The sequence below is a fragment of the Bacteroides caecimuris genome (assembly GCF_001688725.2).
Lineage (GTDB): Bacteria > Bacteroidota > Bacteroidia > Bacteroidales > Bacteroidaceae > Bacteroides > Bacteroides caecimuris.
In genome coordinates this window covers 4,050,029-4,075,380 of sequence record NZ_CP015401.2, presented here as the reverse complement: position 1 = coordinate 4,075,380, position 25,352 = coordinate 4,050,029, and the positions used below count along the sequence as shown (strand labels likewise).

The following is a 25,352-nucleotide window of genomic DNA, read 5'->3' as shown; positions in this document are numbered from 1 at the left end:
TAAACTGGAAATATCATGAAAAATATCCGATTTAATATACTGTTAGGCATCTGTTTCTTTCTCCTATCTGCATTATTAGGAGCATGTGGTGGAGGCGACTCGCCTATTACGGATGAAATAGATGATGGAAAGCAGGATGGACAGGGGCAAAAAACAGTACCTCCAGTTACCAATCTTGTGGCGGAGAAAACGGAGAGAGCGAATGAATTGAAAGTAAGCTGGACTAATCCTGTCGGAGCTATCTCTGTAGAGATCTCTTATTTGTTAGAGGGAGATAAACCTGAGAACACAGTAAAAAAGAACATACGCATTACTACAGAAAGGGTTGGTTCACTGTTAATTGTTGTTTCTGAACCAGGAACATATATTGTGACTGCCGTTGCTGTTGATAATTATGGGAGACGCTCGGAGAAGTCGGCGGTCACTGCTACACCGCTCCGTGAAGAAGAAGTGGTGAGAACCCGTTTCTTGGAAAGGGCTGACATCCTGATGACTTCGTTGATGAATCTTTGCTTCGGAAAGTCTGCACGTGACTGTTGGAATACAAAATATCCGCTTGCTACCGGACCTTATTGGGATGGAGATGCCGTAGTCTGGGACCAAGGAGCGGGGTTTTCTGGCTATGTAGCTTTGCGTGGAGCTTCTGTTGGGGTATCTGCTTATGAAAAAAAATATGCAGATTTGACTGATCGTATGTTTAACAGTATTAACCGTTTCATCACAACTGACAACAAGCGCAGCGCTTACGCTGTTTATCCGCAAAACGGAAATGAAAGATATTATGACGATAATGTCTGGATCGGTCTGGATATGGCGGAACTGTATGAACAGACAAAGGAAAATCGTTTTCTGGAGAAGGCGAAAATGGTTTGGGATTATTTGATGGTGGGAAATACCAGTTCATGTGGCGGTGGTATTCTTTGGAGGGAGATACCGGCATACAGTAATAAACATACATGTTCTACCGCACCGGCAGCAGTACTGGGATGTAAATTATATCAGATAACCAAAGAACAGAAGTATCTGGATAAAGCTAAAGAATTTTATGCATGGTTGATACAATACATGCAAGATCCGAGTGATCACCTTTTCTATGATAATATTACTCCTTCGATGACTATAGGTAAAAGTAAGTATAGTTACAATTCCGGTCAGCCAATGCAGGCAGCTTGTTTATTGTACAAGATAACAGGAGAACAACAATATCTGAATGAAGCGCAGCGGATTGCCCGTTCAGCCCACAGTAAGTGGTTCACCTTGTATGACTCAAAAGAACTGGGAGAAAGGTTCTACCGTATAAATGGAGATCATGTCTGGTTTTATTCTATATTGTTTCGTGGTTTCCTTGAACTGTATAAGATTGATGGAAGAAGGGATTATGTCACTGCATTCGAGAAGAGTATGTTGCAAGCTTGGATGTCAGAATGCCGGAACCAAACAACTAATCTGCTGAGTAATAATTATTTTATCGGTAAAACCAATTCTTCTTGGCAAGTCCTGCACGAAGGAGCTTTTGTCGAGATGTTGGCTCGTTTGGCTGTACTGGAACTAGAAGGAAAATAATGAAAAATAAGATGTATAAAATGAAAAACGATCGTTGGCTGCATGATATAGCGAAAGCACTGTATTGCATATTCCTGATATTGACATCAGGTGGTATGTTGTATAGCTGCTCCAGTGATGAAGAAACTGTACCACCGACCCAGGAGGGTGCAGGAAATGACGAAAAAGAAAAATACACCTATGTGTATCAGTTGAAGGCAGATAATTATAATATGCCGACAGAGGGTACTATCTCTCCTGAGTATGATGATTCCCCTGAAGGAAAAGATATTAGCAATTTGGTTGACGGAGACTGGACAACGTCTTTTTACACTCCCAATACTGCTGTTTCTATTATTTGGAAGGGGAAAGACCCCGTTACGGTACGTTATTATTCGATTATGGCAACCGGAGATAAAGAAGGGAATGCACCTGTTGCCTGGTCTCTTTATGGTTCGAATAATAATGAAAAATGGACAGAGCTGGATAATAGGGTTCGGCAGACATTTGGAAAATCAGAGAAAAAGTTGCTGGCATTAGTCAATGAAGAGGCGTATCAATATTATAAATTGACTATTCATCGCAATCAAGGCGGCAAGGGGGTAGAACTTTTGGAATGGACGTTACAGACCAAACGTACGATTGACTCTCCGTTGCTTATGGATTTTCCGGTGGGAAGCACTCCTAAAGAGATAGGCAAGCGTTTGGGAAACCTTTTTGCGAAAGGCAAACATAGTGGAAAAACACTTAGTTATGCCGAAACCTTTACTTGGAATGGTGCGTTGAAATACGCAGATGCAGTAAAAGATGATGAGTTGCTGTTGCCTTTGATAACAGGATTTGAACCTTTTTTCACGACAGATAAGGATTTGTTGCCTGGGATGGATCATGTGGACCGGAATATGTTCGGTAGTCTTCCTCTGACCTTGTATCTGATCACTAAAGACGAACGATATCGTGAAATGGGTATGCCTTATGCAGATACCCAATGGGAAGTACCGGAAAATGCAAGTGCAAGTGCGAAGTCATGGGCAGAGAAGGGGTATAGCTGGCAAACTCGTTTATGGATTGACGATATGTATATGATTCCCATTATACAGATGCATGCCTATAAAGTAACTGGCGATATGAAGTATGTGGAACGGGCGGCAAAAGAAATGGAGATGTATTTGGATAAACTGCAACGTTCGAACGGTCTTTTCTATCATGCATCGGATGCCCCTTACTTTTGGGGACGTGGCAACGGATGGGTAGCTGCGGGGATGGTCGAAATACTTCGTCATTTGTCGGAATCAAGTCCGTACTATCTTCGTATCCTGCAAGGTTTTCAAACTATGATGGCAAGTTTAAAGAGGTATCAGACTGAAGAAGGTATGTGGAGACAGTTGATTGATAAATCGGATTGTTGGATAGAAACCTCGGGATCGGCCATGTTTGCGTATGCATTTATTACAGGTGTGAAATACGGTTGGTTGTCGATGAAAGAATACGGTGAATTTGCTCGGAAAGCATGGCTGTCGATGCTTACTTATATCAATCCGGATGGAAAGGTGCGTGAGGTATGTGTCGGTACTAACAAAAAGGATGATATGCAGTATTATTATGACCGTCGGCGTAATACGGGCGATTATCACGGACAGGCTCCTTATCTTTGGTGTACGATTGCTTTGTTGGAATAGTAATTTGGTTAGAACCTGTTTAAATTCCTCAATAAGAGGGTGTCTAAAAAGTCTCTTTTTGCAAATTCACCCACGTTACAGATAGTTGTAGCGTGGGTGAGTTTTCGTTTTTAGAACTTTTCAGGCAATCCCTTTATGCAAAATTTACACGTGAAGTTCCAATATGAAACGGGTTCCTTTGGTATAGCCAGTATCTAGCGTCAGGCTACCATTCATTTTTGCAGCGATAAGTGAGCAGATTGGTAAGCCTAATCCATCTCCTGTAGTGAGGTCTTTCACTTCCGTGAAAGGCTTGAAAATATTTTCCTGTTGCTCTGCCGGAATACCGATTCCCGTATCCGTTACGATAAACTGATGAGTGTGTGCACCACGTTTCTTGAACTCAAGGCTGATACGTCCTTGTTCGGTGTAGAAGGCTGCATTTCTCAGTAAGTAGAGAAGGATACGTTCCAGTTGCTCCTTGTTTGTCTTTACCTGAAGTTTGGGGGCGTTGACTGAAGGAGTAACATCTATTTTTATATGCTCCTTCACCTTGTCCATTACATTTTCGCAGAAAGTACCTACGTTGATTTCACCCAGTTCATAGAGTTCGGTTAATGAATTCTCTAATGAAGACAGTTCCTGGATATCATCGCTGAATTTCTTTAGAGCAGCGACCTGGCTCTGCATTTGGCTCGCTTCTTGCGGGGCTTTCTGTAAAAGCTCATTCGCAGAAGTAGCCAATGTATTCAAAGTCGGCTCCATCTGTGCAGATATGTTCTGTATAAATTGGGTTTTTAGTTCGTTATGCTCATTGGCAATCTTCACACTTTTCTTTAATTTGCGGTTACCGGCGATAAATTTCAGTAGTATGGCAGCCAGTATTGCCAGTCCGGCAACGAGGATGGCTACAAGAACACACAGACCTATAATGATGTATTGTTTGGCTGATAGCGTGTCGTCTTTTTCTTGAATGGTCAGTTGGCTTTCGTCATATTTCCTTTTCAGTACATTCAGTTCGTCTTGAGCTGTCAGCGCTTTCACAGAATCTGTCCATACGTTGTAGCTTTCATAGGTGCGTTCCATTAAAGGGGCATTATTGGCTTTGCGGGCAATTCTGATAAGGTTCTTGTAGCAATCATTCACTTTGGCATAGTCTTTCTTTTCCTTATATTGATTAATCAGCTTGCGGAAACAGGCATCACCTTGTGTGTTTTGGTTAAATGTATAGTAATAGTTGGCTTTTGTATACAGTAAAACCTCTGTCAGTGAGTCATTCTTGGCAAGGTTAGCGGTTTCTTCCAGTTTATTAAGCTGTGTTTTTGCCTGAGCTGGATTTTTCAGTGCCGTGTACATCTGCAACCGTTCCTTGTTCACGAGGAAGCGGAGGTCATAAAAGACTTTCTTCTGATTTTGTTCTCCGGCCCATATAAGTTGGTCCATATCACGGCAAAGCTCGAACCCTTCTTTGTAAAAGTTCTCTCTGACGTATAAAGCATTAGCCTGAATGCCGCATTCTATTGCCTGTGGATAGTTCTCGCGAGTTGCAAATGCTTCGTATGCCTTTTTGAATAAGTAGCGTGCTTTGATGTAATCTTTTTGATTGAGACTGCTTTGTGCTTGTTCCTTTAATTCCGTGGCTCTGTCTCGGGGAGTTTGAGCATAAGTCATTATACTCAAACAAACTGTCATTAAAATTGCTATGATCGATTTTCTCATATTTAGAATTTATTTATTTGTTACAAATGTAAAACAAATATATGAAAAAAGATAGTGCTGATGATGAAATAATTCTCATCTGTTTGTATTCTATTCATTGTTATTATCCTGCCCAGTTCTCTCTGTCTAGATTCCGATAACTGATAGCTTCTGCCAAATGATTGGGAAGTATTTGTTCTGCTCCTTCCAAATCGGCGATTGTACGGGCAACCTTTAAAATCCGGTCGTAGGCTCGGGCAGACAAATTGAGTCGTTCCATGGCGTTTTTCAGTAATGCGAGCCCTTTGTCATCCGGTTGAGCATACATTGCAAGCAATTTGCTGTTCATTTGTGCATTGCAATAAATTCCGGGATATTCAGTGTACCGTTTTTCCTGTATTTGACGGGCTTTTATCACTCGTTGCCTGATGATATTGCTCGGTTCCCCCTGCCTTTGATCGGAAATCTTATCAAAGGGTACAGGAACAATCTCTATCTGGATGTCGATGCGATCTAATAATGGACCGGATATCTTATTCAAGTATTTTTGGACCTGTCCGGGGCTGCATACGCATGCTTTTGTCGGATGGTTGTAATATCCACAGGGGCATGGGTTCATGGATGCAATCAGCATCAGATTGGCTGGATAGCTGATCGTACTTTTGATACGGGAAATAGTGATCTGGCGGTCTTCCAATGGTTGACGCAACACTTCCAGCACTCCTCGGTTGAATTCCGGCAATTCGTCTAAAAATAGTACTCCGTTATGTGCCAGACTGATTTCTCCGGGTTGTGGAAAACTACCTCCACCAACCATTGCCACTTGGGAAATTGTGTGGTGCGGGTCGCGGAATGGGCGTTGGGAAATTAATGAGGATCCGCGTCTTAGTTGTCCGGCAACTGAATGTATCTTGGTGGTTTCCAAGCTTTCACCCAGTGAAAGAGGAGGAAGAATGGAAGGAAGGCGTTTGGCCATCATCGATTTACCGCTACCCGGAGCACCTACCATTATTAAATTATGTCCTCCGGCTGCTGCAACTTCTAGTGCTCTTTTTACGCTCTCTTGCCCTTTAACGTCTGCAAAATCCAAGTCACAGTCCGTCTGTTGTTGATAGAATTCTTCCCGTGTATTAACAACAGTCGGCTCTAATTCGCGTTCATTATTGAAGAACTCGACGACCTCCTTGATATTACTGACTCCGTAGACTTTTAATTGATTGACGACGGCAGCTTCCCGTGCGTTTTGTTGGGGGATGATTAGTCCTTCGAAACCATCTTCGCGCGCTTTGATAGCAATGGGAAGCGCACCTTTGATAGGCTGTATACTCCCGTCCAGGCTTAGTTCGCCCATTAACAAATAGCGGGAAAACTTCTCGGAAGAGATTGTTTCGTTAGCTCCTAACAATCCGATGGCGAGAGGCAAGTCGTAGGCTGAACCCTCTTTACGGATGTCTGCTGGTGCCATGTTGACCACTATATTGCTAGTGGGCATTTTATAACCATTCACCAGCAATGCGGAGATAATACGTTGATGGCTTTCTTTGACCGCAGAATCCGGAAGACCAACGAGATAAAACATACAGCCGCGCGAGCTGTTGACTTCGATTGTGATGAGTGTTGCATCAATCCCTTGAACAGCCGCTCCAAATACTTTAATTAACACGTTTGATTATTTTTTCTTTTTATTTTCTTGTTTTTCCTTTTCTTCAGCAGCAGTGACTACTTCCTCAATTTTCTTCTTCAATTGTTCTTCTTTGAGGTTTCTCGCAAGAATCTTGCCATCTGCTGATAGAAGAATGTTGCTGGGAACTTGCTTGATGGCGTATTGTTTGGCTACTTCGGAATTTAGCCCGCCAAAATCACAGACTTGCTCCCAATTTAGCGTATCACGTTTTATGGCATCCTGCCATTCTTGTTTATCTATATCAAGGGAGATGCCGAGCATAGCTATATGTTTATTCTTCTTATATTTCTGATAGATCTCTTTTAATTCGGCATTACTCCGGTGATTGGTAATGCTATCTCCCCATGAAGCCCAGAAGTTGATTAACAGGTTCTTTTTCTTGAAATCTTCTGATGACCGGGTAATTTTCTTTCCTTTTATATTAGTTAGACTGAAGAAGGGAGCATATTTGCCTGTCTCTGTTTTTTCTGACAGCGAGATAGCTTCGTTGAGCTGTTCAATATACAGCTTATCTTGCAATATTCCTGTCATGACTTCAATTAGTTTCTTTATTTTGTTGAAATCGGGCGAATCTTTCTGAACAAAATATTTATCCAACAAGTAGAGGCTGACAAAAGAAGAATGATGCTTCATGATGAATTCCTCTGCTTTTTGCTCTAAATCTTTCTCGGACGGGGTAGGCAGACTAGTTAGTTCTTTCTGAAAGGTTGTAAACTCTTCATTATATATATTGCCATTGATATCCAGATATTCCGGGTGATTGATATCTCCTTTTATTTTGATCTGATTTTCTTTATCAAGGAAGATTGGATATTCTGTCTGATTGCGAATAAGTAAAAAGGCAGAAGTAATGGTATCTATTGAAGCTGTATAAGAGAATTTATCGTTCTTCGCGAAAATGGTATCTATCCGGTCGAATGATTCGTCCATTCCATACAGATAAAGCGTATCTGTGCCCAGACCTTTGATCTCCCCGGTTATGCTAACCTTCTTTGAAGATTTGCCACAACTGCATAGACAAATGATTATGAGGATTAAAATGCTACTCTTTTTCATTGTTTTTGGTTTCTTTTCTGCGAAAGTACGGTTTTTACAGATAAAAAAAAAGAATTGCCCGTCATTTATAATAACAGGCAATTCTTATATATTTAAAATAGAGTAGTAATCCTCTTATTTAACGATGTTCATGAAATCTGCATTTGTGAAGAATTTAGCAAATTCCAAATCAGTAGCTGCTTTCTTAGCTAATGAAGATTCTTTAGCAACTGCGCTCTTCAAGCTGCTTGTTACCATAGAAGAATTATTAGTTCTAGCACCTAATACGGCCATCAGGTAGTCAGTGTAAGCATCAGGTCTTTCTACGTTAGCCAGCGTGTTTTTAGCTTTATTGTAGTCCTTAGCAAGGATTTGAGCCAAAGCAGCACTGTTAGTCTTAGAGTCACCGAATGAGTTTACTGCTCTTTCATATTGACCTTGAGCGATGTACAGGTTACCCATAGATTCGCCAAGTTCTTTTGTGCCGGCAGCTTTACCGAAGTATGCTTCTGCAGCAGTTTTGTCACCCTTCATCAAAGAGATCAAACCTAAGTTCATGTTAACTTCAGGAGTAGCATTAACGCTGGCAGCTTTCTGGAAGTAAGATGCTGCTTTGTCAATGTTACCAGCTTGGTAAGCTAATTTACCTAAGTTGTTGTAACCACGATAATCGTTCGGGAACTGTTTGGTAGCTTGAGTGTAGATAGCTTCTTGTTTAGCAGGATCGTTAGTCAGTGTAGCAGCATACAGCAATTCTTCTACGTTCAGTTCAGAAGGATTAGAAGAAGCCAACTTGGCGATTTCTTCGTCAGACTTACCGATAATTTCATAATTCAAAGTCAGACGAGAACGACGCAATTGAGGAAGGATTGTGTTAGCCAATTCTTTGTATACAGCAGAGATGTTCTTGATTTCGCTTTCTCTTTGAGCAGGATCTTGGTACATTGCAATAACGCGGAGAATCAACTCTTTGTCTTGGATGTTAGATTTAGAAACCAGTTCTTGGAAACCTTCCCAGTCTTGTGCAGTATATTTAGCATCGATCGGAGCATCAATTTTTGCTTTCTTCAGGTCTTTGCTCAACATTTTAGTTGTGTTGCCTTCACGGTTTTCTGCAAGAGTAGTATTCAAGCTTACACCACCATCAGGAGAAGCGTATGCAGAAACTTCGATGTTGCTGATCTTCTTGTTAGCAGCTTCGTTAATGTTAGCTACTTCTTTGTTGAATTCTTTAGCAGTCTTCAATTCGCTTGAACGAATGTTGGCTTGTTGGATCAAGAACATGATGTTGGCATCGTGTTTTTCTTTGATGATACGTTGGAAAGCGTCTTCGCCTAATGCAGGGTTAGCGTTACCTAATGTATTGTTTACTAATTCAGAAGTAGAAATTACACCATCAGCTATTTTCACAGCAGGAATAGTCACCACTTTCTTTCCGATAGTAGCTTTGAATTCCAGATACAATTCTGATTTAGCCATTTCAGGAACATAGTCAAAAGAAGTTTTCATTGTGTAGCTACCGCCCATCTTGTAAGAGATAGTCTGGTCGTTACCTTCCACTTTTTCGCCTTGGAAAGTAGCTGGTTGGCCTTTAGCTTCGCCGCCATTCCATTTCAAAACCGGAGTAACTTCTACAACCGCTTTTTTGTTGAAATACTTTTCAGGAAATTTGCCATTGATGGTTGCAGGAACTTTACCACCTACTGCCTCCAGCACTTGCGGAGTAACAGTGAAGTAATCGGCTGACAATTCACCCATTTTTTTGCTGCAAGAAGAGAATAATGCAACAACCATTGCCATGAGTAAAGGCAAGTACAACTTCTTAGTCATTTTAGGTATAAATTAAATGTTTGTAATTGAAATATCATCTATTTGCCAACCTCCTTCTGCTCACACAGAAAAAGTAACGCAAAGATATTAATTCTTAATATACTTATGCAGATAGGGGGCTGATTTTATCATAATTTAATGAAATAACTTCTCTTTTTCTTTCCTATACTTGATATTTCGCGGGTGATGCTCGATAATCTCACTACGAAGCATATTGCGGTCGATGTGGGTATAGATTTCCGTTGTCGCAATGGATTCATGTCCGAGCATACATTGAATGGCTCTCAAGTTGGCTCCACCTTCCAGTAAATGAGTGGCAAAGGAGTGCCGGAAAGTGTGCGGACTGATGTTTTTGGTAATGCCCGCTTTTTGTGCTAATTCTTTTATCAAATGAAAGATCATAATCCGGGAAAGTCCTTTGCCTCTCCGATGACTGACGAAAACGAAATCTTCATGCCCTTTTTTCACTTCAATCTGATTACGGTCTGTGATATAAAGCTTTATTTCATTAATAGCCCGGGGGGAAATAGGCACGAGTCGTTGTTTGCTTCCTTTTCCTTCTACTTTGATAAAGCCTTCGTCAAAATAGAGGTCGGATAGTTTGAGGGTGACAAGTTCTGATACCCGAAGTCCGCAACTGTATAGTGTTTCCAGAATAGCCCTGTTGCGCTGTCCTTCAGCTTTGCTGCGGTCGACGGTGGAGATAATCCGGTCAATTTCCTCCACAGTCAGTACCTCGGGAAGTTTGAAGCCTATTTTAGGACCTTCTAATAGTTCACTGGGATCTGCTTCCAGATAGTTTTCGAGGATGAGGAACCGGAAAAATGATTTGATTCCTGACAAAATGCGGGCTTGCGAACGGGCATGAATACCGATGTCATGTAATCCGGCTGCAAAACGTTGAAGATCGGACAGACATACGTCCAATACGTTAATCCCTTCCAGTGTCAGAAAGCTCATCAGTTTGTCCAGATCCGTAAGATAGGCATCCAGCGTATTAAGAGATAAGGACTTTTCCAGTTTAAGATACTGCTGATACTTCCTGATTATCAGCTCTTGTTGTTCCTTCTTATGCTTTTTTTCGTTGATTTCCATTTCTTTTTTCTACCTTTGCACATTCTTTCAGATACAAAGGTATAAAAAAACAGGATTGCGCGATGAAGATACAAATTATTAATGGCCCGAATATTAATCTGTTGGGTAAGCGTGAACCTTCCATTTACGGAAGCGTTACATTTGAAGATTATTTGGGTGATCTTCGTAAAAGATACGTTGACGTGGAGATCGGCTATTTTCAATCGAACATTGAGGGGGAGATGATAGACTGCATACAGCAGGTGGGATTTGATATGGATGGTATCATCTTGAATGCAGGTGCGTATACACATACTTCCATAGCTTTGCAGGATGCTATTCGTTCTGTGACATCTCCGGTGATTGAGGTGCATATTTCCAATGTGCATAGTCGCGAGCCTTTCCGGCATGTGTCGATGATTGCTTGTGCTTGTAAAGGAGTGATTTGTGGCTTTGGGCTAAATTCGTACCGTTTGGCTTTGGAAGCTTTATTGGATAGATAATAAATAAGGTAATAATATATAATAGGTAGAAAGACTATGTTATTGAAACAGACTAAGATTGTGGCTTCCATCTCGGATAGACGTTGTGATGTGGATTTTATAAAACAGTTGTTTGAAGCTGGAATGAATGTAGTGCGTATGAATACAGCGCACGCTAGCCGTGAAGGTTTTGAAGCTTTGATTGCAAATGTACGTGCTGTGTCCAACCGTATTGCGATTTTGATGGATACAAAAGGTCCGGAAGTTCGTACGACGGCTAATGCAGAGCCAATTCCATATAAAATAGGAGAGAAAGTAAAGATTGTAGGTAATCCGGATCTGGAAACAACCCGTGAATGTATTGCTGTTTCATATCCGAACTTTGTGTCTGACCTGAATATCGGGGGTACGATTCTGATTGATGATGGTGATCTGGAACTGGAAGTTATTGATAAGACGGATGGTTATTTGCTGTGTGAGGTTAAGAATGAGGCTACTTTGGGAAGCCGTAAAAGCGTAAATGTCCCGGGTGTTCGCATCAATCTTCCTTCATTAACGGAAAAAGACCGTAACAATATTCTTTATGCTATCGAAAAGGATATTGATTTTATCGCTCACTCTTTCGTGCGCAACCGTCAGGATGTACTTGACATACGTGAAATTCTGGATGCTCATAATAGTGATATTAAGATTATTGCTAAGATTGAGAATCAAGAAGGGGTGGATAATATCGATGAAATCCTGGAAGTGGCAGATGGTGTAATGGTTGCCCGTGGAGACCTGGGTATTGAAGTACCTCAGGAACGTATCCCGGGAATCCAGCGTGTATTGATTCGCAAGTGTATTCTGGCAAAGAAGCCGGTGATCGTTGCTACTCAGATGCTCCATACAATGATAAACAATCCTCGCCCGACTCGTGCGGAAGTGACTGATATTGCCAATGCAATCTACTATCGTACAGATGCTTTGATGTTGAGCGGGGAAACTGCTTATGGTAAGTATCCGGTAGATGCGGTGAAAACAATGACCAAGATTGCGGCACAAGCGGAGAAAGATAAACTTGCTGATAATGACATCCGTATTCCATTGGATGAGAACAGTAATGATGTGACGGCATTCCTGGCTAAACAAGCAGTAAAAGCTACTTCTAAGCTAAAAATACGTGCTATTATTACTGATAGTTATAGCGGACGCACTGCTCGTAATCTGGCTGCTTTCCGTGGAAAGTATCCGGTGTTGGCTATCTGCTATAAAGAAAAGACGATGCGTCATTTGGCTTTGTCTTATGGTGTGGAAGCTCTTTATATGCCGGAATTGGCTAACGGACAGGAATATTATTTTGCTGCGTTACGCCGTTTGTTAAAAGAAGGTCGTTTGCAGCCTTCTGATATGGTCGGTTATTTAAGTAGTGGTAAAGCAGGAACAAGGACCTCATTCCTCGAAATTAATGTGGTGGAAGATGCTTTGAAGCATGCAGAGGAGACTGTATTGCCTAACAACAACCGTTATCTTTAATTTTTAAAGAGATAAGTTTTATGCAGGAAACCGAATCGATAGACGAATATATTTTGCAGCATATTGATCCCGAGAGCGATTACCTGAAATCGCTCTATCGGGATACCCATGTAAAGCTCCTTCGTCCTCGTATGGCTTCCGGGCATTTGCAAGGACGGTTGCTGAAGATGTTTGTAGAAATGATTCAGCCTCGTCAGATCTTGGAAATTGGGACGTATAGCGGCTACTCCGCCCTTTGTCTGGCGGAAGGTCTGGCGGAAGGTGGACTGTTGCATACGTTTGAGATCAATGATGAACAGGAGGATTTTACTCGTCCATGGTTGGAGAAATCACCGTTTGCCGATAAAATTCGTTTTTATATAGGTGATGCTTTAGAACTTGTTCCGCGTTTAGGTGTTACTTTTGATATGGCTTTTATTGATGGTGATAAACGCAAGTACATTGAGTATTACGAGATGACATTGGCGCATCTTTCCGAAGGAGGATATATCATTGCTGATAATACTTTGTGGGACGGACATGTACTTGAACAACCTCGCAATACTGATTCTCAAACAATTGGTATTAAGGCATTTAATGATTTGATAGCACAAGATGTGCGAGTGGAGAAAGTAATACTTCCTTTGCGTGACGGATTAACGATTATAAGGAAGAAAATAGTAAGTAGTAAATCGTAAAACAGTAAATAACTTTATGGAAACAACCAGACAGAATAAGATATCTCGCCTGTTGCAGAAAGAGCTAAGTGAGATATTCCTGCTTCAAACAAAGTCCATGCCGGGTACATTGGTCTCTGTTAGCGCAGTTCGCATCAGTCCTGATATGAGTATTGCCCGTGTTTACCTCAGTGTTTTCCCTTCAGAGAAAGCACTAGAGATGGTGAAAAATATCAATGAGAATATGAAATCCATTCGTTATGAGCTTGGGACTCGTGTACGTCACCAGCTGCGTATCATTCCTGAATTGAAATTTTTCGTGGATGATTCATTGGATTATATTGAGAAGATAGATTCATTGCTGAAGTGAAATAACTCATTGCAGAGGTGAACTTCCCTTTTTATATAGCCAGGCGTTATCTTTTTTCAGAAAAAAAGCATAATGCCATTAATATCATATCCGGCATTTCCGTATGTGGGGTGGCTCTTGCTACGCTTGCTTTGGTTTGCACTCTTTCTGTTTTTAATGGATTTCAGGATATGGTGGCTAGCTTTTTTACGGCTTTTGATCCGCAATTGAAGATTACGGTCCGTGAAGGAAAGGTTTTTGATGCACAAGATGAACGGATTCGTGCTGTTTGTGCGCTTCCTGAAGTGGAGGTGTTTACAGAGACGCTCGAAGAGAATGCAATGGTGCAATACAAGGACCGTCAGGCTATGGTTGTACTAAAAGGAGTGGAGGATGATTTTGAAGAACTGACGGCTATAGACAGCATACTTTATGGTGCGGGAGAATTCGTTCTTCATGATTCGATCGTGAATTATGGCGTCATGGGAGTGGAATTGGTTGCAACCTTGGGGACTGGTTTGGGATTTGTCGATCCTCTTCAGGTATATCTTCCCAAGCGAAATGCTAAAGTGAACATGGCAAATCCCGGTGCTTCTTTTAACCATGATTATCTATATTCTCCGGGTGTCGTATTTGTGGTGAATCAGCAAGAATATGATGGAAGATATATTCTGACTTCTCTTGATTTTCTTCGTCAGCTTATGGATTATACCACAGAAGTCTCTGCGATGGAATTGAAATTGAAGCCTAATGTAAATACTTCATCGGTACAATCTAAAATAGAAAACATACTAGGTGATGATTTTGTTGTTCAGGATCGTTATCAGCAGCAGGCAGATGTTTTCCGTATTATGGAGATAGAGAAACTAATCTCTTATTTGTTCCTCACTTTTATTTTAATGATAGCCTGTTTTAATGTGATAGGCTCCCTTTCTATGTTGATCTTGGATAAGAAGGATGATGTAGTAACTTTGAGGAGTCTTGGAGCAAGTGATAAGCTCATTTCCCGAATATTCCTCTTTGAAGGACGTCTCATTTCTCTTTTTGGCGCTATTTCCGGCATTGTTTTAGGCTTAATCCTATGCTTTATCCAACAGAAATTCGGTATAATTTCATTGGGAGGCGGTGGTGGTACTTTTGTTGTAGACGCCTATCCCGTCAGCGTTCATGTTTGGGATGTCGTACTCATCTTTATCACAGTTTTAGCAGTTGGTTTTCTCTCTGTATGGTATCCTGTACGTTATCTAAGTAAGAGACTTTTATAATTTAATAGTCGGGCGTCCGGTTGGTGTTTACTCCATTAAGAACCGGCGTATAGGACAATGGCGTATACCCTCATAACTATTTCCGTTGAATGTATCTTCTGTTATCACTATTTTGGGATAGTTGTCCTGTATCTTTAGCAGTTTTCCAAATTCCCTTTCTGCTGTCTTGTCGCTATCTATTTTTAAAGCGACCTGTATATATAGTTTTTCTCCATTCTTTTCTCCGATAAAATCTATTTCCTTATCTCCGTAATAGCCAACCTTAATATCGTAACCTTTGTATAAAAGGTGGTTATACACTAGATTTTCCAATATTCTAGCTTTGTCTGTTATGCGATATCCGATGACAATGTTCCGGATTCCCATATTTTCGAAATAATATTTCTCTCCTATCTCAAATACGCGTTTTCCAATCAAATCATACCGCTCTACCCGGTGGATAAGGAAAGCATTGTTTAAATATTCTGTATAGCTTTGTATTTGGTTAACTGATATGGTGGTATGTTGTGATTTTAAATAATCACTGATATTCTTTGCCGAGAAGAGATTGCCTATGTTTTCGGATAAAAATTGAATCAGTTTCTCAAGGAACAAAGTATTGCGTAACTTGTATCTACTGACAACATCACGAAATACAATCGTGGAATATACACTCTTCAAATATTCATTGACCGTTTCATCTTCGAGAGGGAGATTTAATAAATAGGGAAGTCCGCCATAACGGCTATATAATTCGTAACTCGTTTCACTTTCAGTTAATCCGTGGAATCCAAGAAATTCAGAATAGGAGAGACTATATATTTTGAATTCGATATATCTGCCACTTAAATAAGTGGCGAGTTCTCCTGAAAGCATCTTGGCGTTACTGCCTGTAATGTATATGTCGTTATCTTCATTGAGCAGGAGCGAACGGATGACTTTTTCAAACCCGGGAATATCTTGTATTTCATCGATAAAGATATAATTCTTAGCTTTTTCTTTGCTATGAGAAATGATGTACGAGTGTAAATCTTCTGCTGTTTGTAGGAAACTGAATGCAAAATCTTCAAGATTGATATAGATAATATTCGCATCTGGTTCTTCTGCTAAAATTTCTTCAATGAGTTGGTAAAGGAGGAAACTTTTGCCTACACGGCGTTGCCCTGTTAACACCTTGGCTACTGATTTTTGCATAAAAGGTTTTATTCGGTCAATATAACCTTTTCTTTTTTTGAGGATTCGAGGAAAGTTCATGGACCTAAAAGTTTTAATTATACTTTAAACTCTTGCGAATATACGGAAAAGTTTTAATTATACTTCAAACTTTCGTTGATTTAATGAAATGTTTTAATCATACTTCAAATTTACTTTTACTATTTGGTAGTAGAATTGACTGGGACAAGTATTATACTCAGTGAAATGATGTAGGAAAACGCTTTGCTGGAAGGTGATAGCGGCTGAAACCGGAAATATTATCCCTTGCAGGAGGAGGGTGCTGTAGGCAAGGGGGAGTGCTTTCAGCACTTTCAACTTTTTAGGCTCACTGGTAGAGATATATATCCAGCGTGGTGGGTATATATACTCACTATGCTGGATATATATGTCCACCACGCTGGATATATATGCCCCGCAAGCGGGGTATATAGATTTACCACGTGGGCTGAATAAAACAGAGCCTGCATTTGGGTAAAACAGAGGCTCTGTTACAATGAAATGCAGGCTTCGTTGTGTTACAATAGAGCCTTTATTGGAGGTAAATATGGCAAAAAGAACTGGAGTTGAATTCAGCAAAAAACACCGATGAAGAGGGACTTTTTTAAAAGAACTGAAGGCTGAAAACGTTTTTTTATTCTAATAATTAACATCAGTTCGATATAAACTTGTACTATTCCTATTCCCGAAGGAGGGGAAAACATGCGGACGAAGTATATTGAATTTACGTTATTTATAATGAAAAAGCTGGAGAAAGGGATTGTTTTATCCTTCCTCCAGCTTTTATATTATTGATGAGCAGTGAATTATTTCACTTCCCAAGTCTCATTAGTCATCAACAGCTCCTGGAAATTGTGATATTTCTTCTTGCCTTTGATTTCTTCGATTTGTTCTGTAACTGCATCGTTGTAGGTCGGAGCGTCTACATCACGGATTACGCCGAGTGCAATCGGGAAGTCGGGACCTTCCATCAAAGCCAGTTTCAGTTGAAGCGTATTGTCTTGGCAGTGTGCGTCGTGGATAAGGATATCTTTTTCTGTGATACCGTTCTCACCCAGTTTCACTACTTTCAGCCCGAAGCCTTCCTGCATCAATCCGAATTCCTTGTTTTCGCCAAACAACATCGGTTTGCCATGTTCCAGATAGATAGCATTCTTGGCACGTCCTTCTTTGGTGGCAACACTGGCGTGAGTTCCGTCGTTGAAGATAACGCAGTTTTGCAGAACTTCTACAACAGAAGCGCCTTTATGGTTGGCTGCTGCTTTCAATACTTCTACCGAGGCGGCACCATCTACTGCAATACAGCGTGCAAAGAAGCGTCCGCGGGCACCGAATGCCAGTTCAGCGGGACGGAAGGGGTCTTCCACAGTTCCGTAAGGAGAAGATTTGGTTACAAGTCCACGTTCCGAAGTCGGTGAATATTGTCCTTTTGTCAGACCGTAGATACGGTTGTTCAACAGAATCATATTCAGGTCGACATTACGGCGTAATGCATGGATGAAGTGGTTACCACCGATTGCCAGGCCGTCACCGTCACCGGAAATCTGCCAGATAGTCAAATTCGGATTAGCTACTTTAGCTCCTGTTGCAATAGCGGCTGCACGTCCGTGGATGGTGTGGAAACCGTATGTATTTACATAATAGGGCAGACGGGAAGAACAACCGATACCCGAAATGACGGCAATATCGTGCGGAGCTGTTCCCAGTTCGGCCATGGCTTTGTGCAGTGAATTCAGGAAAGCGTGGTCACCGCATCCCGGACACCAGCGAGGCTGACCTGCTTTATAATCTTGTACGGTATATACTTTATCGCTCATCTTTTATTCCTCCAATAATTTAGTGAATGCATCTATCAATTCTCTCGTGACGAAAGGCTGTCCTTTCACTTGGTTGAACTGGCTGATGTTCAATCCGGGCACTTTCATGCGCAAGTAACCTGCAAATTGTCCCAGATTCTGTTCAGCTACCACGATTTTCTTATATTTACGCAACACATCGGCAGTGTTCTTCGGTAGCGGGTTGATGTATTGGAAGTGAGCGAAGGCCACTTTCTTTCCATGTTCGCGCATATAGTCCATAGCCAGACGGAGATGTCCGTAGGTACCGCCCCAACCGACAATCAGCAAATCTGCGTCTTCATCGCCCAACACTTCGAGTTCGGGAATATAGTCTGCAATCTTGTCCACTTTGGCTTGGCGAAGGTGAACCATCTTGTTGTGGTTTTCGGGTTCGGTAGAGATAGCGCCTGTTTCGTTGCTCTTTTCAAGACCACCGATACGATGCATGAAACCTTCTGTTCCCGGAGTAGCCCAATAGCGTACGCCTGTTTCTTCATTGCGTTGATAAGGAGTCCAGTTGCTCGCCATGTCCGGAGTTACATACGGAGGATTGATGGCTGGATATTCGTCCAAGTTAGGAAGTTTCCATGCGGCAGAACCGTTAGCTACGAAAGCATCAGTTAGCAATACAACCGGAGTCATGTGTTCCAGGGCAATCTTACATGCCATATAGGCGGCATCGAAACAGTTGGTCGGTGATGTTGCGGCGATTACAGGCATCGGGCTTTCGCCGTTGCGTCCGTAAAGGGCCTGCAATAAGTCGGTCTGTTCCGATTTAGTGGGAAGACCGGTAGACGGACCGCCACGCTGTACATTGACAATCACTAATGGAAGCTCGCCGATGACAGCAAGGTTCATCGCCTCACTCTTCAGGCAAACACCCGGACCGGAAGTTGTAGTCACTGCCAAAGCACCGGCAAAAGCGGCACCGACAGCGGATGCACAACCAGCGATTTCATCTTCGCACTGTACGGTTTTTACTCCCAATGATTTATGTTTGGCTAATTCGTGCAGAATATCGGTAGCCGGAGTGATAGGGTAGGAACCCAAATAGAGTTCCAGTCCTGCTTTCTCGGCAGCGGCAATCAATCCGTAGGCAGTTGCCTTGTTACCATTAATATCTGTATAAAGCCCTTTTGATTTCGGAGCTTTGCTTTCAATCTTATAAGTAGAGACAGAAGCGTGCGTATTGGCTCCATAGTTGAAACCATCGTTCAATATCTTGATATTAGCTTCTGCTATTTCGGGTTTTTTGGCGAATTTTTCGCGCAGCATTTTCTCTGCTGCGGCAAGATTACGATTGAACAACCAGCAAACCAATCCGAGCGCAAACATATTTTTGCAGCGAAGTACCGATTTATTGTCCAGTCCTGAGTCTTTCAGGCTTTCTTTGCACATGGAAGAGATGGGCACTTCGAGTACTTCCTGCTTGATACCTAGTTCTTCGAAAGGATTGTCAGTCTTGAATTGTGCTTTTTCCAAATCTCTGGCTTCGAATGAGTCGGAGTCGGTGATGATAAGTCCTTGCGGTTTACAGAATTTGATTTGTGTTTTCAGTGCGGAAGGGTTCATTGCTACCAATACGTGGCAACGGTCTCCGGGAGTGTAAACTTGTCCGGCGCCAATGTGTACCTGGAAACCGGAAACACCGGTCAGCGAACCTTGCGGGGCGCGGATGTCTGCCGGGTAATCGGGGAATGTACAGATGTCATTTCCTACCGTAGCCGACACGTTCGAGAAGATGTTACCGGCCAGCTGCATGCCATCGCCGGAGTCGCCGGAGAAACGTACTACTACTTCCTCCAATTCTTTAACCATCATTTCGTCTGCCATAACTTTAATTACTATATTTAATTTAAAAACTGTTTTTACTTTCAATTTGTGAGCGCAAAGGTCGGAAAGTTAATCGAATTATCAAAATAAAACGTACTTTATTGCCCTATTGACGCCAATTATTTGAAATCTCTGAAAGGAACCTGCATTTTTATTCTTGTTAAATCGACAGAAACCGTTATCTTTGCAAACAAATTTGAAGCGGCCTTGTAGTTCAACGGATAGAATAGAAGTTTCCTAAACGTATGTTCTTCCAAACAATGGCAAAGGTAGTAAAATTTAGATTTATAGTAAATAAGAAAAGGAAGTTATAACGATAATTATTACATAAGGCTCTGTAGTTCAACGGATAGAACAAGAATTTCCTAAATTTTAGATAGGGGTTCGATTCCCCTCGGAGCTACTTTTCAAGTCCATTCCATTACGGGGTGGACTTCTTTTTTTACAGCATTTACAGCAAAAAATAGGTATATTTGCGGATAAAAGTTCTACTATAGTTCTACAAAGATTATGGCTACATTCAAAGCAGAGGTGTACGCTCACCAAAAAAGGGCTGACGGCACATATAATATAAAGATAAGGGTTATACACCAAAAGAGGAAAAAGTACATCCCGACCACTTACTACGTGACAAAGGATGATTTGACACGCACGACTTTCAAATTGAAAAACCAAAAGTACATAGATGCCACCGATGATATGATAAAGAAATACCGTTCCATTTGTGACCGCATGGGGGAACGGCTTAAATCCATGACCGTTGAGCAGGTGGTAGATGCAATCACTAACGACAATGGGGAACACTTCGATTTGGATATAGTGGCTTATGCCCGTCAATACATATTGCACTTAAAGGAAACCGGGCATACAGGCAATGCGCTTTCTTACCAAGTAGCTATTAACAACCTTGTACGCTTTGTTGGCAGGGATAGCGTGAGCATAAAAGAAATCACGGTTAAGTTTATCAATGATTGGATAAAGTGGATAAAAGAGAATCCGGCACGTTCCAAACCCGAAGCCAATCACGGAGAAAGGGCACAGAGCCTATATATATCCCAGCTAAGAGCCATACACAACCGAGCAAAGAAAGAGTTTAACGATGAGGATGCCGGGCTGATACGCATTCCCTATTCTCCTTTTAAGAGGGTGGAAATTCCAAAAGTTCCAGTTACAAGAAAAAGGGCTATTTCTACGGATTTACTTCGTAAATTTTCGGAGCTGCCTTATTCTTTGATTATGCAACCGGGGACAAACAGGTACAATCTCGCAAAGGATGTCTTTCTTTTGAGTTTCTGCCTAATCGGAATGAATGCGGTAGATTTGTACACTTGTACGGATTTGAAGAAAGGACGAATTACATACCAACGGACAAAAACAAAGAATCGGAGAGCCGACAAAGCGGAAATATCTGTGAGGATAGAGCCGGAACTAAAAGCCCTTATGAAAAAATATAAAGACCATACCGGGCAAAGGGTCTTTAATTTCTACAAGCTGTATTCAAGCGTGGATAGCTTTACGGCTGCAATTAACAAGGGTTTGAAAAAGATTGGTGATGATTTGGGAATAGATGATTTGGAGTTTTACGCAGCCCGCCATACATGGGCAACCATTGCAAGCAATGAAGCCGGAGTAGATAAATACACCGTTCACACAGCTCTTAACCACGTGGACGAAAATATGAGAGTGACGGATATTTATATTGCGAAATCGTGGGACAGCATAGATGCTGCCAACCGTAAGGTATTGGATTATGTCAAGCTATCTTTGGATGATGTAACAGAAAAGAAGTATATACCCAAAAATAAGCGTGTTTTGCCTAAGCAAAATTTGTAAGCTGTTATAGTTCAGTGATTTACAAGCCTATTTTTGCTTAGGCAAAATTTTAATAGGTGTTTATCTATCCTCTAAATCTGTATTATCTCTGATAATCAGATAGTTGCAAATTTTGCCTAAGCAAATTGCCTAAGCAAAATGATTTTGCCTAAGCAAAAATTATAATATTCTGATAATCAAATAAATAGTTGTTTTTAAGCCTAAAAATAGTGTTTTGCCTAAGCAAAATTTGCAAATGATTGAAATACAGTGTGTTATAAGCGTTATTTTGCCTAAGCAAAAATATAGCCTTTTTGCGTTTGCCTAAGCAAAATTTGTAAGCTGTTATAGTTCAGTGATTTACAAGCCTATTTTTGCTTAGGCAAAATTTTATGCAAGTTATAAGGGATAATATATACTAATATATAATATTATATAGTTAATTAAGAGTAAATATATGAAATAGGGGTGTGGGGGAAGAACAAAAAAAGGCGATGCTGATTGCACCGCCTCTATGTATCAAAAATCATCACTTACATTCATTACCTTGTTGATGGAACTATTTATTTCAGTGACTTTATCACCAAATCCTTTTAGGATGTAATCTAAATAAGAAATAATAATCTCATTTTCTTTTATCCACTTCTCCCGGTATTTAATTTCTTTTTTCCCCTTTTTTGAATTACTGTCAAATGTCAGTATCTTTTCTTTGTACTCTTTATTTTGGCTAATGTATTTTTCTCGTACGCTTATGATGTTATCATAACCCCATGAAGTTTCTTTTTTAAAATCATATTCAGATAATTTGGTAATCATCTCTAACTCTTCAATCATACTTTCTAAAGAACTTGTGGGAAGATATTCAGTTTCGACATTTCTATCAGGCTGTACACTTGATGTGAAGTTTGAGAATATAATGCGGTATTTGTTTTCCCGACAATCAATTTTCACATTCATGTTAACTCTGATTTTAGAGTAGCTGTTTACTCCATTTTTTTTAGATAGGTATGAAGATACTTTTAGAATGGTTGTCCCGCTTTCTTTATCGCTTGTGTCAATAGACGAATCCCACTCTGTGGTGTTAGTACTCGCCCACTGTTGGGCATTTAAAAACAAATAATCTTTTGAACCCTTAACCTCTGTTATGTATTCAGTTTTAGCCCCAATTTCACTATACGTGTTTTGAGCAAAGGAATTTCCTGTTATCAAAGCTATCAGGCAAAGCATTAGCAAAGTTTTCATAAGTGTGTATTTAACGGTTGTACTTAGCAAGCTACTGTAATACACACGAAAGCGTGGGATTACTCCGAGGATTAAGAGGTACGACCAAGCACCTAACAGCCCATACAAGAGTAATGCCCACGCAAAGCGCAGGCATTAGCAAATTGTCTGAGGGCTGTTTCTGAAATTTGGTCGTTTTCTTAATCCCTACAACAATAGCCAATGCTATTTAGTGATATTTTAATTCAGCAGCAAATATAGTGTATTATTTGTTATAAAAATAGTCTTGCAGTGTTATATTTATAATGACGTATCAAAAATATATAGGTTTTTGTTTCCAAATAAGCGGGGATTTTGTACCTTTGTAGAAAATAGTAGTTTATATGGGTAATTGGAGCGTACAACAAGAAGCTAAGAAAGAAGTCAAGGAGAAAGATAAAGTGAGGCGTGAAAAACTTGCTGGATTCTTTTTTAACTTGGCGCAACTCACATTTGCGGGTTTGGTTCTTGGTGGAATAACTCCGATATATGCCAATGTGGAAGCTGGTATAAACTGGTATGTTTTGACAGCAGGGAGTGTTTGGACTATAATGCTTGCTAAAGTAGGAAATACAATTTTAAAATAATAGATATGGAAATGTTAGGAGCTATCTTTACCGTTGGAATAGTTGTGACGGGTGCATTTATGATTTGGCTAAGAACAAAATCTGGCAAGAAATGGCTTGCTAATTTGTGATATGGAATATTTGTAAGAAATAGCCCCATGCAGACTAATAATGTTTGCATGGGGCTATTTTTGTTCTTCAAACATTCTTCCAAATCCAGTAAGCAGCCATTTGGCACTTACTCCATACTCCTTAACCATAGGATACAACCAAGATAATTGAAACCATCCACGCTCCAAGTCTTTTCTTTGCGCAATAAAATTTCTTCTATCTATGTTGTTGAGCCTACAGTATGTATTTACTCCTCTTATTTTCTTCATGGCTATAATGGCATCCAGCGCACTATAGAACCTTTCCATTATTTGCTTGCTTATGACGGTATTCATTGCGATATATGGCTCTTCAAGTTCTCTATATCGGATTTTAGCAACTCCAATTCACCTGTAGGCTCATTGGTTATTATAGCCGTAGTAATAGCGTTGGATATTTCCCTTTGCGCATCTAATACCCTATCAGGGTTTACCCGGTTAATTAAAAGGACTTCTTTGTAGAGGTCTATAACCATTCTATAATACTTTTCCATATCAATACTTCCTTTGCTTTAAACCAAACACTATACGGCATTGGCACATTCGGCAGGATTCTCCGTTTGGGCACTTCCCTTTTTAAGTTCCTCTATTTCGTTTTGCAATCTGCCTATCAATCTATTCAACCGTTCTATTTCCTTATCTTTTTCTACTAACATTCCATAAGGTGCAATCAGCTTGTCATTCATCATCTTTACGACTTGTCTTGAAAAAGCGTCAGCACCAGCAAACATGAAATCTTCGGGAGTGACTTCTTTTAATACCGTATTTTGTTTTGGTGATATATCCGAATAATATTTTGAAATATCACCGAATTCAGACTGCAATATATCCAATTTCTCTTTTGAAATAGGTTTTATTCCGTTTTCTATATTTGAAATATAGTTTTGTTTACACATTAATATCTCTGCCAACTCCTTTTGAGTAAGTTTTCTATCAAGCCTAAACCTCTTTAAATCAAATCGTTGCATATAAATAGAATATTTTTAATAGAAAATATATCCAAAAGTTTTGTTATATTCGGATATATAGCCTATATTTGTTGCGTAATTAAATAAATGACATTACAAATATAGCCAAAAAGCGTGTTTGTAGAACATATAAATTAGAGAAAATGAAAAAAGTAACCCAAAAAGACTATCAGTCTTTTATTCAGATTTACAAAGGATTGCCTGAAAGGAGTGCTGTAAAAGCTCCAAAAACTGAGTTTGTGGAGGAAATAGCGGCTCTGTGTATGTGTAGTACCAAGACGGTACGAATGTGGATTCATGGCGTACAAAAGCCGGATGCCCTCAAACAAAAGATGATTAGTGATAAACTGGGCGTTCCAGCCGATATTTTATTTCCTGTTACAGAATGAAAGCTATAGAGTTCTACACAACCCCGGAGGGTGAAGTTACTATGCGCCCTATCGGAGAAGCCGAAAGGCAGTTGAAAGAAACTGATACCGACTTTATCCAAGCTTTCTTGGCTATACTGAGGGAGTTTTATCCCGAAGCATACGATGCGCTTATGGATATATACTCTAAAAATTCAAACAACAAGAGGTATCGGGATTTCATAGCGGTGCGTAGATTCATTAAATGCAACTTCGGTCTGTATGACAACATGATTGATGTAGATGAGAATTGGAACTTTAATTTTGAGTTTGTAGGTTGTCCATTACGTGGAGAATGCAAACATGATAAAGTTATTTGCGCTCCTAAATTCAACTCTAAGTTGTCCGATAGGCAAATAGAAGTTATGCGAATGCTCTATGATGGGAAAAACGATTCAGAAATAGCCGAAAAGCTGTTTATCTCTTTAAATACCGTGAACAACCATAGAAAAAACAGTTTCCGAAAGGTTGGAGTACATTCAATGGCTGAATTTATGCGGTATGCTATGACTAACAATCTTTTCAAATAACAAATGCAAC

23 protein-coding genes and 1 tRNA gene are annotated in these 25,352 nt (G+C 40.4%); 12 read left to right on the top strand and 12 right to left on the bottom strand.

Translation table 11 applies throughout. The annotated features are described in order from the left end of the window. The first annotated feature begins 15 nt into the window (after window positions 1–15). Window positions 16–1,563 carry a glycoside hydrolase family 76 protein gene (locus A4V03_RS17850; protein ID WP_065539783.1) on the top strand — a complete coding sequence of 516 codons (1,548 nt, stop codon included), beginning with the start codon at window positions 16–18 and terminating at the stop codon, window positions 1,561–1,563. 590 nt (window positions 1,564–2,153) lie between these two features. After that, entirely contained in the window at window positions 2,154–3,221 is a 1,068-nt protein-coding gene (locus tag A4V03_RS17845) for a glycoside hydrolase family 88/105 protein (RefSeq protein ID WP_065540491.1), read from the top strand. A 144-nt stretch (window positions 3,222–3,365) separates the two neighbouring features. Here A4V03_RS17845 and A4V03_RS17840 read toward each other — a convergent pair whose 3' ends face one another. The 5 genes from A4V03_RS17840 to xerD form a co-directional block, all read right to left on the bottom strand. Further along, entirely contained in the window at window positions 3,366–4,892 is a 1,527-nt protein-coding gene (locus tag A4V03_RS17840) for a sensor histidine kinase (RefSeq protein WP_369882196.1), read from the bottom strand. A 130-nt stretch (window positions 4,893–5,022) separates the two neighbouring features. Continuing rightward, the gene (locus A4V03_RS17835; RefSeq protein ID WP_065539781.1) at window positions 5,023–6,561 is read right to left on the bottom strand and encodes a YifB family Mg chelatase-like AAA ATPase; all 1,539 of its coding nucleotides are present in this window, start codon (window positions 6,559–6,561) and stop codon (window positions 5,023–5,025) included. 6 nt (window positions 6,562–6,567) lie between these two features. Further along, window positions 6,568–7,638 carry a TlpA disulfide reductase family protein gene (locus A4V03_RS17830; protein ID WP_065539780.1) on the bottom strand — a complete coding sequence of 357 codons (1,071 nt, stop codon included), beginning with the start codon at window positions 7,636–7,638 and terminating at the stop codon, window positions 6,568–6,570. 114 nt (window positions 7,639–7,752) lie between these two features. After that, complete coding sequence (locus A4V03_RS17825; protein ID WP_065539779.1) at window positions 7,753–9,447, bottom strand: tetratricopeptide repeat protein; 1,695 nt, start codon at window positions 9,445–9,447, stop codon at window positions 7,753–7,755. A gap of 135 nt (window positions 9,448–9,582) precedes the next feature. Further along, on the bottom strand, window positions 9,583–10,542 hold the full coding sequence (xerD, locus tag A4V03_RS17820) for a site-specific tyrosine recombinase XerD (RefSeq protein WP_065539778.1): 960 nt from the start codon (window positions 10,540–10,542) through the stop codon (window positions 9,583–9,585). Window positions 10,543–10,604: 62 nt separating this feature from the next. Here xerD and aroQ point away from each other — a divergent pair, with 62 nt between their 5' ends. Genes aroQ through A4V03_RS17795 form a run of 5 tightly spaced genes read left to right on the top strand, consistent with a single transcriptional unit; the run spans window position 10,605 to window position 14,788 of the window. Further along, window positions 10,605–11,024, top strand: a complete 420-nt coding sequence (aroQ, locus tag A4V03_RS17815; RefSeq protein ID WP_065539777.1) for a type II 3-dehydroquinate dehydratase — start codon at window positions 10,605–10,607, stop codon at window positions 11,022–11,024. 36 nt (window positions 11,025–11,060) lie between these two features. Next, complete coding sequence (gene pyk, locus A4V03_RS17810; protein WP_065539776.1) at window positions 11,061–12,518, top strand: pyruvate kinase; 1,458 nt, start codon at window positions 11,061–11,063, stop codon at window positions 12,516–12,518. Window positions 12,519–12,538: 20 nt separating this feature from the next. Further along, the gene (locus A4V03_RS17805) at window positions 12,539–13,195 is read left to right on the top strand and encodes an O-methyltransferase (RefSeq protein ID WP_065539775.1); all 657 of its coding nucleotides are present in this window, start codon (window positions 12,539–12,541) and stop codon (window positions 13,193–13,195) included. A 16-nt stretch (window positions 13,196–13,211) separates the two neighbouring features. Then, complete coding sequence (gene rbfA, locus A4V03_RS17800) at window positions 13,212–13,544, top strand: 30S ribosome-binding factor RbfA (protein WP_065539774.1); 333 nt, start codon at window positions 13,212–13,214, stop codon at window positions 13,542–13,544. A gap of 17 nt (window positions 13,545–13,561) precedes the next feature. Next, the gene (locus A4V03_RS17795; RefSeq protein WP_065539773.1) at window positions 13,562–14,788 is read left to right on the top strand and encodes an FtsX-like permease family protein; all 1,227 of its coding nucleotides are present in this window, start codon (window positions 13,562–13,564) and stop codon (window positions 14,786–14,788) included. A 27-nt stretch (window positions 14,789–14,815) separates the two neighbouring features. Here A4V03_RS17795 and A4V03_RS17790 read toward each other — a convergent pair whose 3' ends face one another. The 3 genes from A4V03_RS17790 to A4V03_RS17780 form a co-directional block, all read right to left on the bottom strand. After that, complete coding sequence (locus A4V03_RS17790) at window positions 14,816–16,021, bottom strand: ATP-binding protein (RefSeq protein WP_065539772.1); 1,206 nt, start codon at window positions 16,019–16,021, stop codon at window positions 14,816–14,818. 764 nt (window positions 16,022–16,785) lie between these two features. Then, window positions 16,786–17,796, bottom strand: a complete 1,011-nt coding sequence (locus A4V03_RS17785) for a 2-oxoacid:ferredoxin oxidoreductase subunit beta (protein ID WP_065539771.1) — start codon at window positions 17,794–17,796, stop codon at window positions 16,786–16,788. A 3-nt stretch (window positions 17,797–17,799) separates the two neighbouring features. Then, window positions 17,800–19,650, bottom strand: a complete 1,851-nt coding sequence (locus A4V03_RS17780) for a 2-oxoacid:acceptor oxidoreductase subunit alpha (protein ID WP_065540490.1) — start codon at window positions 19,648–19,650, stop codon at window positions 17,800–17,802. A 331-nt stretch (window positions 19,651–19,981) separates the two neighbouring features. On the opposite strand from A4V03_RS17780, the gene A4V03_RS17775 reads away from it, so the two are divergent. Both A4V03_RS17775 and A4V03_RS17770 read left to right on the top strand, forming a co-directional pair. Next, window positions 19,982–20,053: transfer RNA gene (locus A4V03_RS17775), tRNA-Arg, on the top strand. 107 nt (window positions 20,054–20,160) lie between these two features. Next, the gene (locus A4V03_RS17770; protein WP_005655495.1) at window positions 20,161–21,483 is read left to right on the top strand and encodes a phage integrase SAM-like domain-containing protein; all 1,323 of its coding nucleotides are present in this window, start codon (window positions 20,161–20,163) and stop codon (window positions 21,481–21,483) included. 498 nt (window positions 21,484–21,981) lie between these two features. Here the strand turns inward: A4V03_RS17770 and A4V03_RS17765 are convergent, their stop codons facing one another. Next, window positions 21,982–22,704 (bottom strand): DUF4468 domain-containing protein, encoded by a 723-nt coding sequence (locus A4V03_RS17765; RefSeq protein ID WP_005655493.1) that lies wholly within the window; start codon window positions 22,702–22,704, stop codon window positions 21,982–21,984. Window positions 22,705–23,066: 362 nt separating this feature from the next. Here A4V03_RS17765 and A4V03_RS17760 point away from each other — a divergent pair, with 362 nt between their 5' ends. Next, window positions 23,067–23,309: a hypothetical protein gene (locus tag A4V03_RS17760; RefSeq protein ID WP_005655492.1), complete on the top strand. Its 243-nt coding sequence runs from the start codon at window positions 23,067–23,069 to the stop codon at window positions 23,307–23,309. Between the two features lie 164 nt (window positions 23,310–23,473). On the opposite strand, the gene A4V03_RS17755 is transcribed toward A4V03_RS17760, so the two are convergent. From A4V03_RS17755 to A4V03_RS17745, 3 genes are all read right to left on the bottom strand, one after another. Continuing rightward, on the bottom strand, window positions 23,474–23,668 hold the full coding sequence (locus A4V03_RS17755) for a hypothetical protein (protein ID WP_225982644.1): 195 nt from the start codon (window positions 23,666–23,668) through the stop codon (window positions 23,474–23,476). A gap of 62 nt (window positions 23,669–23,730) precedes the next feature. Continuing rightward, the gene (locus A4V03_RS17750; protein ID WP_032592282.1) at window positions 23,731–23,931 is read right to left on the bottom strand and encodes a hypothetical protein; all 201 of its coding nucleotides are present in this window, start codon (window positions 23,929–23,931) and stop codon (window positions 23,731–23,733) included. A 30-nt stretch (window positions 23,932–23,961) separates the two neighbouring features. Beyond that, a complete protein-coding gene (locus A4V03_RS17745; protein WP_032592280.1) occupies window positions 23,962–24,405 on the bottom strand; it encodes a helix-turn-helix domain-containing protein in 444 nt (147 codons plus the stop codon). A gap of 143 nt (window positions 24,406–24,548) precedes the next feature. Here A4V03_RS17745 and A4V03_RS17740 point away from each other — a divergent pair, with 143 nt between their 5' ends. Then, window positions 24,549–24,794: a hypothetical protein gene (locus A4V03_RS17740; protein ID WP_005655486.1), complete on the top strand. Its 246-nt coding sequence runs from the start codon at window positions 24,549–24,551 to the stop codon at window positions 24,792–24,794. Continuing rightward, the gene (locus tag A4V03_RS17735) at window positions 24,791–25,342 is read left to right on the top strand and encodes a helix-turn-helix domain-containing protein (RefSeq protein ID WP_005655483.1); all 552 of its coding nucleotides are present in this window, start codon (window positions 24,791–24,793) and stop codon (window positions 25,340–25,342) included. The genes A4V03_RS17740 and A4V03_RS17735 overlap by 4 nt, the downstream gene beginning before the upstream one ends. Window positions 25,343–25,352 lie beyond the last annotated feature (10 nt).

Coding starts and splice junctions, on each gene's coding strand:
- A4V03_RS17850 (WP_065539783.1), top strand. CDS start 16: ATGAAAAATATCCGATTTAATATACTGTTAGGCATCTGTTTCTTTCTC.
- A4V03_RS17760 (WP_005655492.1), top strand. CDS start 23,067: ATGGGTAATTGGAGCGTACAACAAGAAGCTAAGAAAGAAGTCAAGGAG.
- A4V03_RS17740 (WP_005655486.1), top strand. CDS start 24,549: ATGAAAAAAGTAACCCAAAAAGACTATCAGTCTTTTATTCAGATTTAC.
- xerD (WP_065539778.1), bottom strand. CDS start 10,542: ATGGAAATCAACGAAAAAAAGCATAAGAAGGAACAACAAGAGCTGATA.
- A4V03_RS17840 (WP_369882196.1), bottom strand. CDS start 4,892: ATGACAGTTTGTTTGAGTATAATGACTTATGCTCAAACTCCCCGAGAC.
- A4V03_RS17745 (WP_032592280.1), bottom strand. CDS start 24,405: ATGCAACGATTTGATTTAAAGAGGTTTAGGCTTGATAGAAAACTTACT.
- A4V03_RS17755 (WP_225982644.1), bottom strand. CDS start 23,668: ATGAAGAAAATAAGAGGAGTAAATACATACTGTAGGCTCAACAACATA.
- A4V03_RS17780 (WP_065540490.1), bottom strand. CDS start 19,650: ATGGCAGACGAAATGATGGTTAAAGAATTGGAGGAAGTAGTAGTACGT.
- rbfA (WP_065539774.1), top strand. CDS start 13,212: ATGGAAACAACCAGACAGAATAAGATATCTCGCCTGTTGCAGAAAGAG.
- A4V03_RS17750 (WP_032592282.1), bottom strand. CDS start 23,931: ATGGAAAAGTATTATAGAATGGTTATAGACCTCTACAAAGAAGTCCTT.
- A4V03_RS17770 (WP_005655495.1), top strand. CDS start 20,161: ATGGCTACATTCAAAGCAGAGGTGTACGCTCACCAAAAAAGGGCTGAC.
- A4V03_RS17790 (WP_065539772.1), bottom strand. CDS start 16,021: ATGAACTTTCCTCGAATCCTCAAAAAAAGAAAAGGTTATATTGACCGA.
- A4V03_RS17825 (WP_065539779.1), bottom strand. CDS start 9,447: ATGACTAAGAAGTTGTACTTGCCTTTACTCATGGCAATGGTTGTTGCA.
- aroQ (WP_065539777.1), top strand. CDS start 10,605: ATGAAGATACAAATTATTAATGGCCCGAATATTAATCTGTTGGGTAAG.
- A4V03_RS17735 (WP_005655483.1), top strand. CDS start 24,791: ATGAAAGCTATAGAGTTCTACACAACCCCGGAGGGTGAAGTTACTATG.
- A4V03_RS17805 (WP_065539775.1), top strand. CDS start 12,539: ATGCAGGAAACCGAATCGATAGACGAATATATTTTGCAGCATATTGAT.
- A4V03_RS17830 (WP_065539780.1), bottom strand. CDS start 7,638: ATGAAAAAGAGTAGCATTTTAATCCTCATAATCATTTGTCTATGCAGT.
- A4V03_RS17765 (WP_005655493.1), bottom strand. CDS start 22,704: ATGAAAACTTTGCTAATGCTTTGCCTGATAGCTTTGATAACAGGAAAT.
- A4V03_RS17785 (WP_065539771.1), bottom strand. CDS start 17,796: ATGAGCGATAAAGTATATACCGTACAAGATTATAAAGCAGGTCAGCCT.
- pyk (WP_065539776.1), top strand. CDS start 11,061: ATGTTATTGAAACAGACTAAGATTGTGGCTTCCATCTCGGATAGACGT.